Below are 16966 nucleotides of genomic sequence, written 5' to 3'. Positions count from 1 at the left end.
ATGACAATCTATTTTTCTGGCCAAGGGTTTTCTGCGATCGTGGCTTGTGGCTGCCAAGCATCTCGATAGCGGGTAGGCGCAAATCATCATCTGCATTCCATCGCGTGGGATCAACCCGCGACTGATAAAAAAGGGGAAATGGAATATGGCAATCTCTAGACGCGACCTCATGAAGGCAGGCTTGGCCGCCGGAGCGGCTATATCGATCCCATCAGTTGTGCGAGCACAGACAGCGTCAGCCGACTCGCGGACGGTGCATATGGTGAAGGCGAGCGACCTGCGCGTTTTCGATCCGATCTGGACGGCGACGAACATCACCGCCGACCACGGCGCGGCGATTTACGACACGCTGTTCTCGCTCGATTCGAAGTTTATGCCACAGCCGCAAATGGTCGCGAAATGGGACGTCTCTGACGACAGGAAGACTTATACGTTCGAATTGCGGGACGGGCTAGGCTGGCACGACGGCACCCCCGTCACCGCAGCGGACTGCGTCGCCTCGATCCGTCGCTGGGGCCAAGTGCATCCTGGCGGGCAGCTGATCATGGCGCGCGCCAACGACATCTCGAAGAAGGACGACAAGACCTTCACGATCGCGCTCAAGGAGCCGATGGGGATCCTTATCGATGTCTTGGCGGACCTGACGCCCCCGTGCCTGTTCATCATGCGCGAGAAGGACGCGAGTCGCCCCGCAACGGAACAGGTGACCGCGAATATCGGATCGGGACCATTCCGGTTCAATGAAGCCCTTGCAAAGCCAGGCGCGAGCATCACCTATGATCGCAATGAAAAATACGTACCGCGCAAGGAGCCGTCCGACGGATTGGCCGGCGGGAAGATCGTCAACGTTGATCGCGTCATCTGGGACGTTATCGCTGACCAGCAGACAGCGATGGCGGCCTTGCAAGCGGGGGAGATTGATTATTTCGAGACGCCGCCGGCCGATCTTTACTCCTTGATCGAGAGCGATCCCAATCTTGAACTGCAGGTTCTGGACAAGCCGGGCTGGAATGTGCTGGTGCGCATGAACTGTCTTCAGAAGCCGTTTGACAACATCAAAGCGCGCCAGGCGGTGCTTCACCTGATCGATCAGGAGGCGTTCATGCGCGTCATGTACCCAGACCCAAAATACATCGACACAGTCACTTCGATATTCGGCAAGGATACGCCGGTGTCCAACGATGAGAACACGGGATGGTACAAGAAGGGCGGCGACCCGGAAAAGGCCAAGCAGCTCTTCAAGGAGGCCGGCTACGCCGGCGAGAAGGTCGTCATTCTCGATCCGACCGACTGGCACGAGTCCGACAATGCCTCGCAGTTTCTGGCAGCAGAGCTGCGCAAGATCGGCGTCAATGCCGAACTTGCGCCGAGCGACTGGGGCGGCGTCAGCACCCGCCGGGCCAAAAAGGATCCGGTTGAAAACGGCGGCTGGAGCATGTTCATCACGGCGGAATCCAACTATTCCCTCAGCAATCCCCTCGCTACCCCCATTCTCCTCGCGAATGGCGACGCGGCTTGGTATGGCTGGCCGAAGAATGGAGAATATGAGGCTCTTCGGGGCAAATGGGCAGAGGTCGAAACGCTCGAAGAGCGCAAGGCACTGGCACGCAAGATGCAAGCAATCTGGTGGGACTTCGTCGGCGATGTGAGATTGGGAAAATACGTCTCGCCGATCGCGCACCGCAAGACCCTTTCGGGCCTCATCGGCATGCCGCAGATCGTCCCCATGTGGAACATGCAGAAAGCCTCCGCCTAATGGCGGCATACATCCTTCGTAGACTGGTTTCGACCATCGCCGTCATGGCGATGGTCGGGATTTTCGTCTTCCTGTTGCTGAGGTTGGCACCAGGCGATCCGGCGGCGATCATCGCAGGCAAGTCGGCCACGGCAGAGATGATCGCTGGCATCCGCGAAAAGCTGGGCCTGAACGATCCTCTGCCAGTTCAGTTCATACATTGGGCGCGCGACATGCTCAGCGGCGATTTCGGCATCTCGATCTTTTCCGGACGACCGGTTCTGGAGCTCATGTCGCAGCGGCTTGAACCGACCCTTTCCCTGTCGATTCTGACGATGATCCTTTCGGTTTCGATCGGGGTCTCTTTCGGCATTCTTGCCGCGTGGAGATCTGGCGGGCTCGTCGACCGCCTCCTCGCGGCGTTTTCGGCACTTGGTTATTCCGTCCCGGTCTTTGTCATCGGCTATTTTCTCATATACTTTTTCGCCATCAGGACACACTGGCTACCGGTCCAGGGATATGTGCCGATCGATGGTGGCCTCGGCCCTTGGTTCGGGCATCTCGTCCTGCCCACCGTGGCGTTAAGTCTTGGCTACATTGCATTCATCGCCCGAGTTACGCGGGCGAGCATGCTCGAGGTTCTGTCGGAAGACTATATGCGAACGGCCGCTGCCAAGGGCGCTTCGTCCTATGCCATGCTTTTCCATCATGCCTTAAAGAATGCCGGCGTCCCGATCCTGACCGTCATCGGCATAAGCTTCGCCTATCTGATCGGCGGAGTTGTCCTCACGGAAACGGTGTTCAACATACCCGGTATCGGTCGTCTGGTAGTCGATGCGATCAACAACCGCGACTACCCCATCATTCAGAGCGTGCTCATCCTGGTTTCGGGTCTGTACGTCCTCATCAATCTCACGGTCGATCTGGCCTACACGCTGATCGATCCCCGGATCCGGTACTGATATGACGCTCCTCTCCGTACCAGTTGAAGCCGGGCCGATGGGTTGGCTTCAGCTATCCGACCTTCCCCGTCTCGCAAGGCGGCACCCGCTGGTCCTGATCGGCGGTGGCCTCGTGGTGCTGCTGATCATCTTGGCGCTCGCCGCCCCGCTTTACGCCGGCGATCCAGTGAACATGGATCCGTTCAAGCGGCTCCAGCCACCTTCGGCCGAGATGTGGTTCGGGAGTGACAATCTGGGCCGCGACGTGTTTGCCCGAACAATTTTCGGTGCCCGCATCTCCCTCCTGGTCGGGTTGCTGTCGGCAGCGAGCGCGGCCGTGGTCGGCCTCCTGATCGGTGTCATCGCAGGGTACAGCCGCAGCTTTGACAACATCGTCATGCGGGTCATGGACGGCCTGATGTCGATCCCGACAATTCTACTCGCCATTGCACTCATTTCTCTGACCGGCCCTGGAATCGGTATCCTCATCGTCGCCATCGCGATCCCAGAGACGCCAGCCGTCGCGCGACTGGTTCGTTCGGTGGTTCTGGGTGTTCGGGAGCGTCCCTATGTGGAGGCTGCGCTCTGCGGCGGTGCGCGCCTGCCCAAGGTGCTGTGGCGGCATATCCTGCCGAGCACCATTCCGGCGCTGATGGTCCAGGGCGCTACTGTCTGCGCCAGCGCGATCCTGACGGAGGCGGGGCTGAGTTTCCTCGGCGTGGGCGTGCCGCCCGAGATTCCGAGCTGGGGCAACATGATCGCCAGTTCGCGCCTGTATCTGGCCATCGCCCCATTAACGATCTTCGCCCCGGGTATCTGCCTTGCCGTCACAGTCCTTGCCGTCAATCTGCTCGGCGACGGTTTGCGCGACCTGTTCGACCCACGCTCACAGCGGAGGCGCTGACGTGCTCATGCAAAAATCCACGAAGGATGATGTGCTTCTTGAGGTTCGAGACCTGGAAACGCATTTTTACGGCGAGGAAAGCGTCACCCGCGCGCTAGGCGGCATCAGCTTCCAGGTGATGAAAGGCGAGACGCTGGGCGTGGTCGGCGAATCGGGATGCGGCAAGAGCGTCACTGCCCTCTCGATCCTTCGTCTGCTGCCGAAGCTGACCGCCAGGACTGTCGGCGGCGAGGTTCGCTTCCAGGGACGCGACCTGCTTGAGCTGTCCGATCGGGAGATGCGAAAGATCCGCGGGGATCGGATCGCCATGATCTTCCAGGAGCCGATGACGAGTCTGAACCCGGTCTATACAGTCGGCCACCAGATCGCGGAGGCGGTTCAAATCCACACCAAAGCATCCCGCTCCGTGGCCATGGAAAAGGCCGAAGAGATGCTTCGTCTCGTTCGCATCGCGGACCCCGAGCGTCGCGTGAACAACTATCCGCATGAAATGTCGGGCGGCATGCGCCAGCGCGCCATGATCGCCATGGCTCTCGCCTGCTCGCCGGAACTGTTGATTGCCGACGAGCCGACGACGGCCCTCGACGTCACCATTCAGGCGCAGATCCTGCGGCTCATCGTCGATCTGAAAGAGCGCACCGGAACGGCCGTGATGTTCATCACGCATGATCTGGGCGTTGTCGCCGAGACATGCCAACGCGTGATCGTGATGTATGCTGGCCGTATCGTGGAACAAGCGAACGTCATCGATTTGTTTGCGCGACCGGCGCATCCTTACACTCAGGGCCTAATGCGATCGGTGCCTGACCGGCGGCGCGGCCGACAGCGCCGCCTTCCGGAAATTCCCGGCATTGTCCCAAGCCTGCGCCAGCCCATTGTCGGCTGCAGCTTTGCGCCTCGCTGCCCGTTCGCGATCGACATTTGCCGCGACAAGACGCCCGCCCTGCGTGATGTTGGGTCGAGCCACGCCGCAGCTTGCTGGCGCGCCGAAGAGGTGATGGGCGCATGAACGGTCCTCTGCTGAAAGTCGAGAATCTGACCAAGCACTATCCGCTTGGCGCGGGAATCTTCAAGAAAAGCATCCCGGTGATCCGGGCGGTGGAGGATGTATCCTTTTCCGTCGAGGCGGGCGAGATGCTCTGCATCGTCGGTGAATCCGGCTGTGGAAAATCCACCGTCGCGCGGCTCTTGATGCGGCTCGTCGAGCCGACGGCTGGCCGCGTGCTGATCGACGGGACCGACATTGCGGGCCTCAAGAAGGACGCGCTTCACGCGTGGCGACGTCGGATGCAGATGGTCTTTCAGGATCCTTACTCGTCGCTGAACCCGCGCCTTACTGCCGGGCAAATTATCACCGAACCCGTCGAGAACTTTGAGCGTCTCAGCCGGAAGCAGCGCCAGGCACTCGCCGCGGACCTTCTCCGAAAAGTCGGAATGTCGCCTGAGATGATGCACAGGCTTCCGTCCGAATTGTCGGGCGGTCAGCGCCAGCGGCTCGGCATTGCACGGGCCCTGTCGCTCAACCCCTCACTCATCATCGCCGACGAAGCGGTGTCCGCCCTCGACGTCTCCGTGCAGGCGCAGATTCTGAATCTGCTTCTGGATCTCCAGCAGCAGATGGGCATCGCCTTCGTCTTCATCTCGCATGACCTCGGAGTCGTGGAGCATATCGCGCATCGCGTCGCGGTCATGTATCTGGGGCGGATCGTGGAGCTCGCCCCGAGCGAGGCGCTCTTCGCGAAACCTGTCCATCCGTACACTGAGGCGCTGATCGCGGCAGCTCCAGTTCCGGATCCGACGCGCGTTCGGCTGGAGGCGCCCGTCGATGGCGAGGTGCCGAGCCCGATCAACCCGCCGAGCGGATGCGCATTTCACCCGCGCTGCCCACTTGCGGTCGATCGCTGCCGCATCGATGTACCGCCTTTGGTGCCGATGTCAGACGGGCGCGTCGTGGCATGTCACGTGCGCGCTCCGGCTACCAGCATCTCGGCCGGCGAATGCCTAGGTCACGACAGTTTCGGCGGTTTAGGTAAGCAGTCAACCTATTGAGGAAGCAATGGAAGAAAATTCGCACGACAACGGTTCTCATCCAGCCCGGCGGGCTGATGGCTACGATACGGTCGGCTCGATCGAAACGAACGTTGCAGACGGCTTCACGATGGTCGCAGTCGGCGACCTCATCGTATCGCGACCGCTGACCCGATATGAACATCCCGGCTTCGGTGACCTCGTCAAGATCCTTCGTGATGCCGATGTCACGTTCGGCAACATGGAAACCCTGATCTTCGATATCCGATCGTTCAGGGGAAGTCCGGAGGCTGAGTACGGCGGTGCGTATCACATCAGCCTACCAGAACTCGGGCCTGATCTGAAGGCGATGGGGTTCAATCTAGTGAGCCGCGCAAATAACCATACGCTTGACTGGGGCGTTGAAGGTATGCGCGAAACGAGCCGTGTGCTCGATGAGAGCAGCATTGTACATGCGGGTGTTGGGGAGAATCTTGCAGAAGCCGGTGTTGCTCGCTTTCTGGAGACGGTTCGAGGTCGGGTCGCAATGGTGTCGCTCGCCACAACCTACATGCCAATGTCTCGAGCCTGCGATTCCGCCGGCGAGGCGCCGGGCAGGCCAGGGCTCAATGCACTTCGTTTGACGCGAAGCATCGTCGTTCCGCCGGAGATGGTTGAGAGCCTGAGGCGGGTGCGTGATGTGCTGCCAGGCATCAAGGCCGGCGAAGTAGATCAAAGCCAAGTCGTGCTCCTTGGGCAGACTTTTAAGGCAGGCGATCAGCCCAGTTTTAGCTACGAAGCAAACCCGCGCGATGTCGCCGATATCCTAAGAAACGTTCGCCGGGGCAAACAGTTCTCAGACTTCTGCATCGTCACGAATCATGGTCACGAGCCTGATTGGAGTGATTTGGTTAGCCAAGAGCCGGCGGATTACGAGCAATCCTTTGCGCGTAAGATGATCGATGCCGGAGCAGATGCATATATCGGGCACGGACCGCATCTGCTGCGCGGTATCGAAATCTACAGGGGCCGGCCGATCTTTTATAGCTTGGGAAATTTCTTCTATGACGACCTCCGGACGCCTGCGGGCGCTGACATGTTCGAGGCCTACGGTAAGGACCCGCGGGTGGACACAGATGCCGAGGTGACGGTTGACGAAGAGGCGAAAGGATATCCGACGGCAGAAGGATTTGTAGGCGCGCTATCCGCCCCGGTCTTCTATGAGAGCGTTGTCACCGTCAGTCGTTTTGAGCAAAACCAGCTCGCTGAATTGCGACTTTATCCGATCGAGCTCGGTTATTCGAAGCGATTTGCTAATCGGGGTATCCCGCGGCTAGTAACCGGGCCACAGGCAAAGGTCATTCTGGAGCGCCTTCAGAAGCTCTCGGCGCCGTTCGGGACCCAAATTGCCATCGAAGACGACACTGGAGTCATAAGGCTGAAGCCCGCCTCGTCGCTATGACGTTACATGGGCGTGAATCAGAAGCGGTATCCGCAACCGCAACCAAGTGATTTGCGACATACTAGCAACCGCGATGTATTATAAGCCGAGATACTCTGGATTGAGTTTCCAACACCAACATAGTTGAACGCTTAGCGTCGCAAATTCTACTGCAAATGGAGGCCGAAAATGAGCGAAGCACCGCACCTTACGTTCGATCTCGACACGCCCGGCCTGAGCACGGGGCATCTTGTTGTCCCCAAAGGCTCCGACTGCGAAGCTCTTTCTCTTCCAGTCTTCAGCCTCAATAAAGGGGAGGGGCCGCGCCTCCTTATCACTGGCGGAAATCATGGCAATGAATTGGAAGGGCCAATTGTCGCCCGACGGCTTGTAGAGTGGCTGCCTGAAGCGCAAACCTGCGGAAGGGTGATCATCGTACCTGAGATCAATCCACTGGCCGTGCAAGCATGGACCCGCAACACGCCGATTGATGGGAAGAATCTCAATCGAGTGTTTCCGGGCCGCGCCGACGGGTCGGCAACCGAACGAATTGCGGATGCGGTTTCGCGTCTGTTGTTGCCAATGGCCGACACCGTGTTCGATCTGCACAGCGCTGGACCAACGATGGATTTTCCTCCGGCGGTCATCACGCATCCTATTGCTGATGCCGATCTCATGGCCAAGACGCTCCGAATGGCAGAGGCATTCAAATTACCCATGACATTGGTCTGGCAATACCACGACACGCTTGGAATGTTCGATACCTGGGCACATAGCCAAGGCAAGGTATTCATTTGTGCTGAATTCGGCGGCGGCACGGTCGGCGCCGAAGCTCTGGCGATTTACGAAGCTGGGGTACGCAACGCCCTTATCACGCTCGGACTCGTTGAGGGAGAAGCCGAGTATCCGACCTTCCGGCAACAGAAGTCGAGCCGGACACTTGAAACGCTCTCGTCTGACCTACTAAGATCGCCCACACGAGGCATCTTCGAACCTCGCCGTTCGGTGTTGGACGAAGTGAAGCAGGGAGATCTCATAGGCGTCCTACATCCGATGGAGTCGCTGTCGGCTGATTCCATTCGTGTTCGCGCGCCTACCACATCTATCGTCTGCATGATCCGATCCGGAGGGCATGTCGACGCCGACGAGGAGATAGTTTATCTTGCTCGACCGCTAAATCTCTGAGATTCGCCTGCGCATCGACGGCCCACGAGATCACAGGAAAATCTATGATATGCCGGGCGCACTCGAGGATGGGGACGCGCAAGTGCGGCCCGCGCGCGGCGGCCGTTGGCGCGTGAGTCGTCAAGTGTAGGACCCATAGCCGTCAGTGCCATGGGCCGCAGGGCGCGGTCCATTTTTCGCTGCCGTCATCGTTTCTCTAGCAGAGCGAAGAGCAGACGGTGTTCGGAAGCAGCGGGCGCATTCTTCGCAGAATGGTTTCGACCGTCGCCGTCACCATAGAGTGGAGATGTGTGCCGAGCATGGAAAATCCAACGCATACGAATGAACAGCGAAGCCGGAGAAATCAAGGTGAGCCAGCAGGAATTGATCCGTGAAAGTGCGTGCGGAATCGTTGAAAAGCTAACAAGCGGTGTGGTGACGCCACTCGACCTGCTGGATGTCTTGGAGAAGCGGATCTCGGACGTCGACGGCAAGGTCAATGCTTTGCCGATCCTATGTTTCGACCGTGCGCGGAAATCAGCAACGGAACTCATGAAAAAGCCCATAAGCGAGCGCGGCCTTCTGGCGGGGCTGCCGGTGCCGATCAAGGACCTCACGGACGTCTCAGGCGTGCGCACCACCTCAGGTTCGCGGATCTTCAAGGACAACATTCCGGCGGGGTCAGATATCTTGGTCGAGCGTCTGGAGGAAAATGGCGCATTGATTTATGCCAAATCGAATGTTCCAGAATTCGGTTCCGGCGCCAATACCTTCAATGAGGTATTCGGCGCAACACTCAATCCGTGGGATACATCACGTTCCGCCGCCGGATCCTCCGGCGGTGCGGCGGTAGCGCTCGCCACTGGCATGGCATGGCTTGCACATGGCTCAGATTGTGGTGGCTCGTTGCGGAATCCGGCAAGTTTTTGCGGCGTAGTGGGTCTGCGGCCCAGCATTGGTCGGGTGGCGCGTACGCCAAACGGTAAGGTCGACACCACGCTCGGCTCGGTGTCCGGACCGATGGCGCGCAACGTTGAAGATGTTGCTTTGATGCTTGATGCAATGAGCGGCCAGCACCCCGGTGACCCACTGTCGCTGCCAAAGCTGGCCGTCTCCTTCCTATCCGCCGCACGCTTAGGCAAAAAACCCAAACGCGTCGCCTATTCGCCTGATCTCGGGATCACGCCTGTTGACCCACAAGTCGCCGCAATCACACGCGCAGCAGCAGAGCGATTTGAAGAGGCAGGCGGGATCGTCGAAGAAGCGCATCCGGATTTTAGTGAAGCGCATGAGTGCTTCCATGTACTACGAGCGTTCGACTATGTCGGCATGGGAGCGCTTTTGCGTAAACATCGCGAACTGATAAAACCAGAGGTCATCTGGAACATCGAGGAGGGTTTGAGGCTCACCGTCGAACAGGTTGCGCACGCCGAGATGCAGCGTGTGGCTATGACTGCGCGTGCGGTGCAATTTTTCGAGACATACGATTTGCTTTTGACACCCGCCACAATCGTCGAGCCGTTTCCAGTACAAAATCGCTATGTTAACGAATGTGCCAGCAAAATGTTTGATAACTACGTGCAATGGCTCGGCATCGCCTATGCGATTACGTTAGCCTGCTGTCCAGCGCTGTCGTTGCCCTGCGGCTTCACTGAGTCTGGCCTGCCCGTCGGATTGCAAATCGTGGCCTCGCCGGGCGGCGAGGCTCGGTTACTTGCTGGCGCCAAAGTTCTGGAGAATGTCTTAGACCTGCGCCGTACCACACCGATCGATTCGCGGGGGACCGAACCTGGTCGCTGAGGCGGTCTCTCTCCAATTCTTATGTTCGCGAGAGCTACGCGGCACCGACACGGTTTTGCAGGTGACGGCGCTCGCGCATGAGATCCAGGAAAGCTTCAACATTCTTTTGGAGGATCAGATTTTTTGAGCTGCGAGTGGCGAAAAGGCATGGTTCGCCTGGCGAAGAACGACGAGTTCGACGCATTTCGGGCCAAGTGGGCAGACGTGGAAACGCTTGGAGAGCGCAAGGAACTCGCCCGCAAGATGCAGCGGATTTGGTGGGGCTTCGTGGGCGACGTAAGGCTAGGTAACCATGTTTCGCCAATTGCGCGCCGCATGGCACTCACCGGGCTCATCGCGATCCCATGGACGTATGCTTCCTGAATCACCGCCACCAGAGCCTTCTCGGCCGTTCGGCGCGGCTCGAGGAAGCTCGGGAAATAGCTTCCCTTGCGCAGCTTCGGGATCTCCAACGCGATCCGCCCGGCGCGGGTGTCCCAGCGCGCCCTTCGCCGCGCCCGTGCGCGCTTCCACCTCCATCTCCATGATGCGATCGGCCGCAAAGGCCAGCATGTCGCGCACGAAGTCGCTGTCGGCCTGCTTCTCAATCAGCTCGATCAGCGCCATTCTCTCGTCGGTCATCGTCGTCTCCGTTTCAGGTTCCAGGTGTTGCAACCCGAACCTTCTCGAAGATCGGCGATGACCGCCAGCGTTACGGTCGGCCGCGCGCTGCGCTACGCCGATGGCTCCGCGCGCGGCCTCCTACACCATCACATGGGACACAGCCGCCGTCTGTGCTCCGGTAGGTAAGGTGAGGCCAAGCCTTGGGCGAGTTCAGTCGTTTAGCAACCTTTGTGCGAGCGGTGCTCGGCCGCTTATCGGTGATCATCCGCAGGGCGGTGTCAAACGGCGTTCAAAACTGGGTCTGACGCACTCTCGATGACATTTGGGTCATACCACTCGACCACCAAACCCGCAGGGATCAAGGCCGGATAACGCAAATTTCTTGCATGACGCTGATTTCCCTCAGAAAACAGCGCCACGGCAGTATCCAAAATCATCGAACGTAAGTCAGACCATGCGCAGTGAGGTGTTCTGTCTCGATCAATCTGCCAATAGCAGCTTGATTCGCTGCTTCATCTCTTCAGTGACCTGGCGCAGCACTCGAACAAACTGATCCGCTAGCGCAGAGCGAAGTCCGTTTGCGGGTCTCCATAGGTACACGTGGTAGGGCACACGAACGCTCAGCTTGCGCAAGACGATGCCTCTGTTCGCGTAATGCGCGGCAGTGAGCGGATTCACAATCGAAACGCCCACTCCAGCGGCCACCATTGAGCAAAGCCCGGTGGCAGTGGTCGTTTCGACCGTGTAGTGACGCGCAACACCTGCAGCATCGAAGACCTCGTCTAATTTGCGTCTGTAAGGATCATCTTCGGAGTAATAGACGAAGTCGACCCCTTCGAAGTCCTGTGGATCGATAATTACCTTCGTGGTCAAACGATGTTCCGCAGGAAGAACGCATAGGAGTTCACCCACATCAACGTTTTCAGATGTTGCTTCGTCGTAATCGTAGCTCCCTTCAGTTAGACCGATGTCGAACAATTGCGTCGTCATGTCATGCCGGAGCGCTACTTCACCCAGCGAATGTACCAAAAGATGTACTTGGGGACGGGTCTTTAAAAAACGGTGTGCTACATCAGGCAAAAGCGCTTCCGCGTAGGCCGGAAGGCAAGCGATTCGAAGGTGCGCGGCGTTACGTCCTTTGATAGCTGTGGCTACCCGGCTGATTTCTTCCATTCCGACAAATGATCGTGCAACAGCCGAATGCAGCAGTTGCGCCTGGCTTGTCGGCGTTAGGCGCTTGCCGAACCTGTTGAACAGATCGAAACCTATTTGCTTCTCAAGATCGCGCAATTCGCGACTAACGGTTGGCTGAGACGTTCTCAAGACCGCCGCCGCTGCCGTCACGCTCTTATGCACCATGATTGCGTTGAAGATTTCTATCTGGCGCTGATTGAGACGCACTGCCGCCCCCCCCCATATATCAAAACTAAATTAGAGCCCTATGACAATCTATTTTTCTTGCCAAGGGTTTTCTGCAATCATCTTCCCGAGTGCATAGCGTCAAGCGCAAATTGACAGGACCCCAATGGCTGAACATGCCATAGCATTGGTTGCCGCTGCAGGCGCGGAGACCGGTTCGAACCAGCTGGTCTATCGCGATCAAACCCTGCAAATGGAGGGCGTTTGCATCGACACAATCGCTGGGGCAGTTCCCACGCCGTTCTATTGTTACTCCTCTGACGCGATAAGAACCGCATACCTTACACTAAGCGCCGCCCTTAAGCCTATTGGCGCCTCAGTCTGCTTCGCGGTGAAGGCGAACGGAAACCTGTCCGTTCTCGGACTGTTGGCAGCTTTAGGAAGCGGCATGGACATCGTGTCGGGCGGCGAACTGGAACGCGCGGAATCGGCGGGTGTCCCTGCATCGAAGATCATCTTCTCCGGTGTTGGTAAGAAGCGTTCCGAGATCGCCAGTGCACTGGAGGTGGGCATCCACCAGCTCAACGTCGAATCTGAAGCGGAACTCGACGCTGTCATTGAAGTAGCTGGGGCATTGGGCGTGCGTGCGCCAGTTGCGCTGCGAGTGAATCCAGATGTGGACGCCGGGACGCATGCCAAAATCAGCACCGGCAAGAAGCATGACAAGTTCGGAATCTCCTTCGAGGACATACCCGCTCTTTATGCCAAAGCATTAGCTGCGCCAGAGCTCGATCCAGTAGGCCTTGCCGTGCATATCGGATCGCAAATTCTTGATCTTTCGCCGTATCGCTCGGCTTATTCCCGCATTGCTGACCTTGTAAGATCGCTGCGTTCCCAAGGTTTGCCCGTCCGTCGCCTTGACCTGGGTGGCGGCATAGGCATCCCCTACGATCATGGCAGCAGTCCGGACTTGGGCGAGTACGCCAAGATCGTGGGCGAGACAGTTGGCGGTCTCGATTGTGAGCTGACGGTCGAACCAGGACGTTGGTTGGTTGGGCCGGCCGGGATTCTTGTGGCCGAAGTGCTTTACATAAAAGAGACCGCTGACCGCCTTACAGCCATTGTCGACGCGGGCATGAACGATCTTATGCGGCCTGCGATGTATGGGGCCGTTCATCCAGTTTTTCCTCTCAAGCAGGTTCGGCAAGGCTCTCACACCTATCAGATTGCCGGTCCCGTTTGCGAGAGTTCGGACATCTTCGGTACCTATAGCGATCTGGCTCCGCTGCGATCCGGTGACCGTCTCGCCTTTGGGTGCGCCGGCGCCTACGGAGCCTCGATGGCATCAACCTACAATGCGCGCGATCTCGCAGCTGAAGTTCTTGTCGACGGGGATCGGTTCCGGGTGATCCGGCGTAGGCAGACCACCAAAGCCTTGCTGACCCTCGAGGAAGAGACGGAGTGGCACGGATCTCCCTCCACGCTGCGATAGATCCAAGACATGAATGGAAAGAGATATGAAGCACACAGATCTTCTCTCGCTACCTTCTCCGGTTGAGTTGCCGCTCCAGTGGCCATTCATCAAGATGCATGGTCTGGAGAACTATTTTGTTATTCTCGACCGGCGCGATGGCGACAAAGCTCTAGATGCCGAAGACATAGTGCGCATATGCAGCATCAATATCGGTGTTGGGGGCGAGCAGCTGCTAACCATTGAACGAGCTTCGGACGAGGGACTGCGCGCCGGCGCCTACGCGGCGATGAGGATTTTCAACATCGACGGCAAGGAAGTTGGGGCATGCGGAAATGCCACTCGCTGCATGGCGTATCTGCTGCTCGAGGAATCCGGCAAGGATGAGGTGGTGATGGAGTTGGCAGGGGGCCTTGTCCTCTGCCGCAGGGCAGGGCCATTGGAGGTCAGCGTCACGCTCGGACCGATCAGCATGGATTGGCGCAAGATTCCATTATCGCGAGAGGTTGATACGTTGCATTTGCCCGTCGAAAGCGGGCCGCTCGCAGATGGGGTCGCCCTCTACATCGGCAACCCGCATGCCGTCTTCTTTGTCGATCAACTCGATAGCATCGACATGGGCCGCTACGCGCCTGCGGTGCATAACGCCCCTCTTTTCCCAGAGGGTGCTAACGTGGGCGCAGCTCAGGTCCTTGACGGACAGACCCTTCGGCTCAAGTACTGGGAACGGCAAGGAATAATAACCAGGGCATGTGGAACCGGCGCTTGCGTTGCTGCTTATGCGGCGCTTAAACGAGGCCTCGTCACCTCCAAAAAAATCGCCGTTCATCTTCCGGCCGGGAAGCTCGATATCGAACTTCTGGATGGCGATAGAGTCCGCATGACCGGACCGGTCGCATTTTGCTGTCATGGTTTTCTCGAAGCGGGCAAGAAGCAGTAGCCAATATGGCCATAGTTCCTCTGGGCTATGCCCAAGCATCGTACTTGCATAAGCACCCCCGCCAGAAAAGCGCGAGTATCAGACCGGAAGATAAGACAATGGAAATCAGCGCATCCAACGACAGCTGTGCCTATGGGCAACCTGGCATTTTTCGAGGACATTTGCGTTTCGACAATCCCCGTCTCGCGGATTACAGCTGGCCACTTTGTGAAATCCGCGGCAGAAAACCGGGCCCACGGCTGTGCGTATCCGCCGGAGTTCATGTCAACGAGGTATCCAGCATCGAAGCCGCCGTTCGCTTGCAACGAATGATCGATCCGGAGACGATCCGGGGTTCAGTCTCAATCATTCCGTTGATCAACCAGCCGGCGTTCTACAAGTACACCGAATTAGTCTGCCCGATCGACGGCCGGAACATCAACTTCACATTCCCGGGTAATAGCGATGGAACCTTTTCGGAGGCGCTGTGCGATTCAATCATGAACGAATGGTGCGTAGGCGCTGATTGCTACGTCGATATGCACGGCGGCGACCTGCGAGAGAACGTCTCAAAGTTCTCAATCTTCCAGCGCACCCATAATGTCGAGCTCGACGCTATGGGAAGGCGGATGGCAATGTGCTTCGACGCCGAGATAGTGATGGGCCTACCGGCTGCGCATATGGAGAAGTCGGGTCGGGCTCCGACGGGTTTTGCTCGTCACAACCGGCTTGCCTTGATGTCGGAAGCGGGTGCGAATGGGCTTCTGGATGAGGGTTCGATCTCCTTCCATCTCGAAGGGGTGCTCAATATCGCCCGCACTCTCGGGATCATCGATGCGCCCCTGGCACCGTTCCTGAACGCCCGAATTCCATGTGATGAGTATCTCTGGCTTGACTGCCCGGTGGATGGGGAGTTCCACGCTGAGGCCGAGCCGGGCGATCGGGTTACCAAGGGCCAGCGTCTCGGTACGATCCGCAATCTCTTCGGCGAGACGCTGGCAGAAGTCACCGCCCCGGAGACAGGTTTCCTTCTGTGGCGCATGACGCATCCCACGATTCCAAAGGGATCGCCCATAGGAGCGGTCGCAGTCGAGGAAACATCGGGTCGCCAGCAAAGATGACGCACTTCAGGTCGCTTCCAATAACTCGCGGGAACTCGGCACCATCGCTTCTGGGCTGCTTGAGGCTGCCAAGCATCGCTATCCAGGCATAGCCAACAAATAACTCACTCGGGTTGAAAGAAACGGAAGGCCGACGAAAAACCGGGAAGGGCCCGCCCGTCGGGTCTGCTCTCCACGCAGACTAGGCACTTCATTCGCTCGACTGGCACCAATTCGAAGAATTTTCGATAAGAGGGACTTTAGGAATGAAATTCTCGGGCTTCCGCGTATTTGCCGAAGCGCTCAAAGGGAACACCGGGTGGCGCCCGCTTTGGCGCAATCCTGAGCCAAAATCAGACTATGACTATGTCGTCGTCGGCGGAGGCGGCCACGGTCTTGCGACCGCTTACTATCTAGCCAAGACGTTCCGGCAGTCCCGTATCGCTGTGCTGGAGAAGGGCTGGCTGGGATCCGGGAATATTGGCCGCAACACGACCATTATCCGTTCAAACTACCTTCTTCCCGGCAACGAGCCTTTCTACGAATTTTCGATGAAACTCTGGGAAGGACTGGAGCAGGAACTCAACTTCAACGCGATGGTCTCTCAACGTGGAGTGATCAACCTTCTTCACTCGGATTCGCAGCGCGATTCATTTCGACGCCGCGCAAACGCAGTGATACTCGCCGGAGCTGACGCGCGTCTGTTGAGCCGTAAAGATTTACGCGCGATGGTTCCTTTTTTGAATTTCGACAATGCGCGCTTTCCAATCCGTGGCGGTTTGTTGCAGCCGCGCGGGGGAACGGCGCGTCATGATGGTGTCGCGTGGGGATACGCTCGTGGCGCCGATCTGCATGGTGTGGACCTGATCCAGAACTGCGAGTTGACGGGCTTCCGGATTGTCGATGGCAAGATCCGCGGTGTCGAGACCTCGCGCGGCTATATAGGTGCCGGTAAGGTCGGTGTTGCGGTGGCGGGCTCTTCGGGCCGGGTCATGGCGATGGCGGGGATGCGACTTCCGATCGAGAGCCATGTCCTGCAGGCGTACGTCTCGGAAGGTCTAAAGCCCATCCTTCCCGGAGTAATCACCTTCGGAGCGGGACATTTCTACATCAGCCAGTCGGACAAGGGCGGCCTCGTTTTCGGTGGCGATATCGACGGTTACAATTCCTACGCCCAGCGCGGCAACCTGCCTGTGGTCGAGCATGCGGCCGAATGCGGCATGGCGCTGATGCCAATGATTGGGCGTGCGCGACTGCTGCGTATGTGGGGCGGCCTGATGGATATGTCGATGGACGGCTCACCGATCATTGACCGCACGGACATTGACGGCCTCTTTTTCAACGGCGGCTGGTGCATTGGTGGCTTCAAGGCGACACCTGCCAGCGGCTATGCCTTTGCCCATCTTCTTGCGACCGGATCCCCCCATGAAACCGCGCGCGCTTACCGGCTCGATCGATTCTCGCGCGGGTATGTAATTGACGAAACCGGCACCGGGGCACAGCCCAACCTGCATTGAGGTCA

Annotated in this window: 13 protein-coding genes and 1 pseudogene; 12 read left to right on the top strand and 2 right to left on the bottom strand. The window is 58.3% G+C overall.

The window, feature by feature from the left end; genetic code table 11:
* Nucleotides 1–145 precede the first annotated feature (145 nt).
* From BQ8482_RS11855 to BQ8482_RS11820, 8 genes are all read left to right on the top strand, one after another.
* Nucleotides 146–1756: an ABC transporter substrate-binding protein gene (locus BQ8482_RS11855; RefSeq protein ID WP_123147779.1), complete on the top strand. Its 1611-nt coding sequence runs from the start codon at nt 146–148 to the stop codon at nt 1754–1756.
* Entirely contained in the window at nt 1756–2697 is a 942-nt protein-coding gene (locus BQ8482_RS11850) for an ABC transporter permease (RefSeq protein ID WP_123147778.1), read from the top strand. The genes BQ8482_RS11855 and BQ8482_RS11850 overlap by 1 nt, the downstream gene beginning before the upstream one ends.
* 1 nt (nt 2698) lies before the next feature.
* Nucleotides 2699–3580 carry an ABC transporter permease gene (locus tag BQ8482_RS11845; protein WP_123147777.1) on the top strand — a complete coding sequence of 294 codons (882 nt, stop codon included), beginning with the start codon at nt 2699–2701 and terminating at the stop codon, nt 3578–3580.
* A gap of 7 nt (nt 3581–3587) precedes the next feature.
* Nucleotides 3588–4589: an ABC transporter ATP-binding protein gene (locus BQ8482_RS11840; protein ID WP_244602750.1), complete on the top strand. Its 1002-nt coding sequence runs from the start codon at nt 3588–3590 to the stop codon at nt 4587–4589.
* Nucleotides 4586–5629, top strand: coding sequence for an ABC transporter ATP-binding protein (locus tag BQ8482_RS11835; RefSeq protein ID WP_208867640.1), 1044 nt, complete (start codon nt 4586–4588; stop codon nt 5627–5629). Before BQ8482_RS11840 ends, BQ8482_RS11835 begins: the two co-directional genes overlap by 4 nt.
* Nucleotides 5630–5636: 7 nt before the next feature.
* Complete coding sequence (locus tag BQ8482_RS11830; RefSeq protein WP_123147775.1) at nt 5637–7049, top strand: CapA family protein; 1413 nt, start codon at nt 5637–5639, stop codon at nt 7047–7049.
* Between the two features lie 168 nt (nt 7050–7217).
* Nucleotides 7218–8213, top strand: a complete 996-nt coding sequence (locus BQ8482_RS11825) for a succinylglutamate desuccinylase/aspartoacylase family protein (RefSeq protein WP_123147774.1) — start codon at nt 7218–7220, stop codon at nt 8211–8213.
* A gap of 321 nt (nt 8214–8534) precedes the next feature.
* A complete protein-coding gene (locus BQ8482_RS11820) occupies nt 8535–9992 on the top strand; it encodes an amidase (RefSeq protein WP_123147773.1) in 1458 nt (485 codons plus the stop codon).
* A gap of 299 nt (nt 9993–10291) precedes the next feature.
* On the opposite strand, the pseudogene BQ8482_RS11815 reads toward BQ8482_RS11820, so the two are convergent.
* Nucleotides 10292–10613 (bottom strand): annotated as a pseudogene (locus tag BQ8482_RS11815) (transposase); the annotation flags it as partial.
* Nucleotides 10614–11075: 462 nt separating this feature from the next.
* The gene (locus BQ8482_RS11810; RefSeq protein WP_123147772.1) at nt 11076–11996 is read right to left on the bottom strand and encodes a LysR family transcriptional regulator; all 921 of its coding nucleotides are present in this window, start codon (nt 11994–11996) and stop codon (nt 11076–11078) included.
* 124 nt (nt 11997–12120) lie between these two features.
* Between BQ8482_RS11810 and lysA the strand changes: the two genes are divergently transcribed.
* From lysA to BQ8482_RS11790, 4 genes are all read left to right on the top strand, one after another.
* Nucleotides 12121–13446, top strand: a complete 1326-nt coding sequence (gene lysA / locus BQ8482_RS11805; protein ID WP_123147771.1) for a diaminopimelate decarboxylase — start codon at nt 12121–12123, stop codon at nt 13444–13446.
* Between the two features lie 25 nt (nt 13447–13471).
* The gene (gene dapF, locus BQ8482_RS11800; RefSeq protein ID WP_165848523.1) at nt 13472–14365 is read left to right on the top strand and encodes a diaminopimelate epimerase; all 894 of its coding nucleotides are present in this window, start codon (nt 13472–13474) and stop codon (nt 14363–14365) included.
* 98 nt (nt 14366–14463) lie between these two features.
* Complete coding sequence (locus BQ8482_RS11795; RefSeq protein WP_123147829.1) at nt 14464–15465, top strand: M14 family metallopeptidase; 1002 nt, start codon at nt 14464–14466, stop codon at nt 15463–15465.
* 245 nt (nt 15466–15710) lie between these two features.
* The gene (locus BQ8482_RS11790; protein ID WP_123147770.1) at nt 15711–16961 is read left to right on the top strand and encodes a sarcosine oxidase subunit beta family protein; all 1251 of its coding nucleotides are present in this window, start codon (nt 15711–15713) and stop codon (nt 16959–16961) included.
* Nucleotides 16962–16966 lie beyond the last annotated feature (5 nt).

This window comes from Mesorhizobium delmotii (assembly GCF_900149755.1).
GTDB lineage: Bacteria > Pseudomonadota > Alphaproteobacteria > Rhizobiales > Rhizobiaceae > Mesorhizobium > Mesorhizobium delmotii.
Note: the sequence above shows the minus strand (reverse complement) of the source record. Positions and strands in the feature narration are given on the sequence as shown.

Excerpts from the sequence above, each read along its gene's own strand:
- BQ8482_RS11795 (WP_123147829.1), top strand. The coding sequence starts at position 14,464 with ATGGAAATCAGCGCATCCAACGACAGCTGTGCCTATGGGCAACCTGGC.
- dapF (WP_165848523.1), top strand. The coding sequence starts at position 13,472 with ATGAAGCACACAGATCTTCTCTCGCTACCTTCTCCGGTTGAGTTGCCG.
- BQ8482_RS11840 (WP_244602750.1), top strand. The coding sequence starts at position 3,588 with ATGCAAAAATCCACGAAGGATGATGTGCTTCTTGAGGTTCGAGACCTG.
- BQ8482_RS11830 (WP_123147775.1), top strand. The coding sequence starts at position 5,637 with ATGGAAGAAAATTCGCACGACAACGGTTCTCATCCAGCCCGGCGGGCT.
- BQ8482_RS11855 (WP_123147779.1), top strand. The coding sequence starts at position 146 with ATGGCAATCTCTAGACGCGACCTCATGAAGGCAGGCTTGGCCGCCGGA.
- lysA (WP_123147771.1), top strand. The coding sequence starts at position 12,121 with ATGGCTGAACATGCCATAGCATTGGTTGCCGCTGCAGGCGCGGAGACC.
- BQ8482_RS11790 (WP_123147770.1), top strand. The coding sequence starts at position 15,711 with ATGAAATTCTCGGGCTTCCGCGTATTTGCCGAAGCGCTCAAAGGGAAC.
- BQ8482_RS11845 (WP_123147777.1), top strand. The coding sequence starts at position 2,699 with ATGACGCTCCTCTCCGTACCAGTTGAAGCCGGGCCGATGGGTTGGCTT.
- BQ8482_RS11825 (WP_123147774.1), top strand. The coding sequence starts at position 7,218 with ATGAGCGAAGCACCGCACCTTACGTTCGATCTCGACACGCCCGGCCTG.
- BQ8482_RS11820 (WP_123147773.1), top strand. The coding sequence starts at position 8,535 with ATGAACAGCGAAGCCGGAGAAATCAAGGTGAGCCAGCAGGAATTGATC.
- BQ8482_RS11850 (WP_123147778.1), top strand. The coding sequence starts at position 1,756 with ATGGCGGCATACATCCTTCGTAGACTGGTTTCGACCATCGCCGTCATG.
- BQ8482_RS11835 (WP_208867640.1), top strand. The coding sequence starts at position 4,586 with ATGAACGGTCCTCTGCTGAAAGTCGAGAATCTGACCAAGCACTATCCG.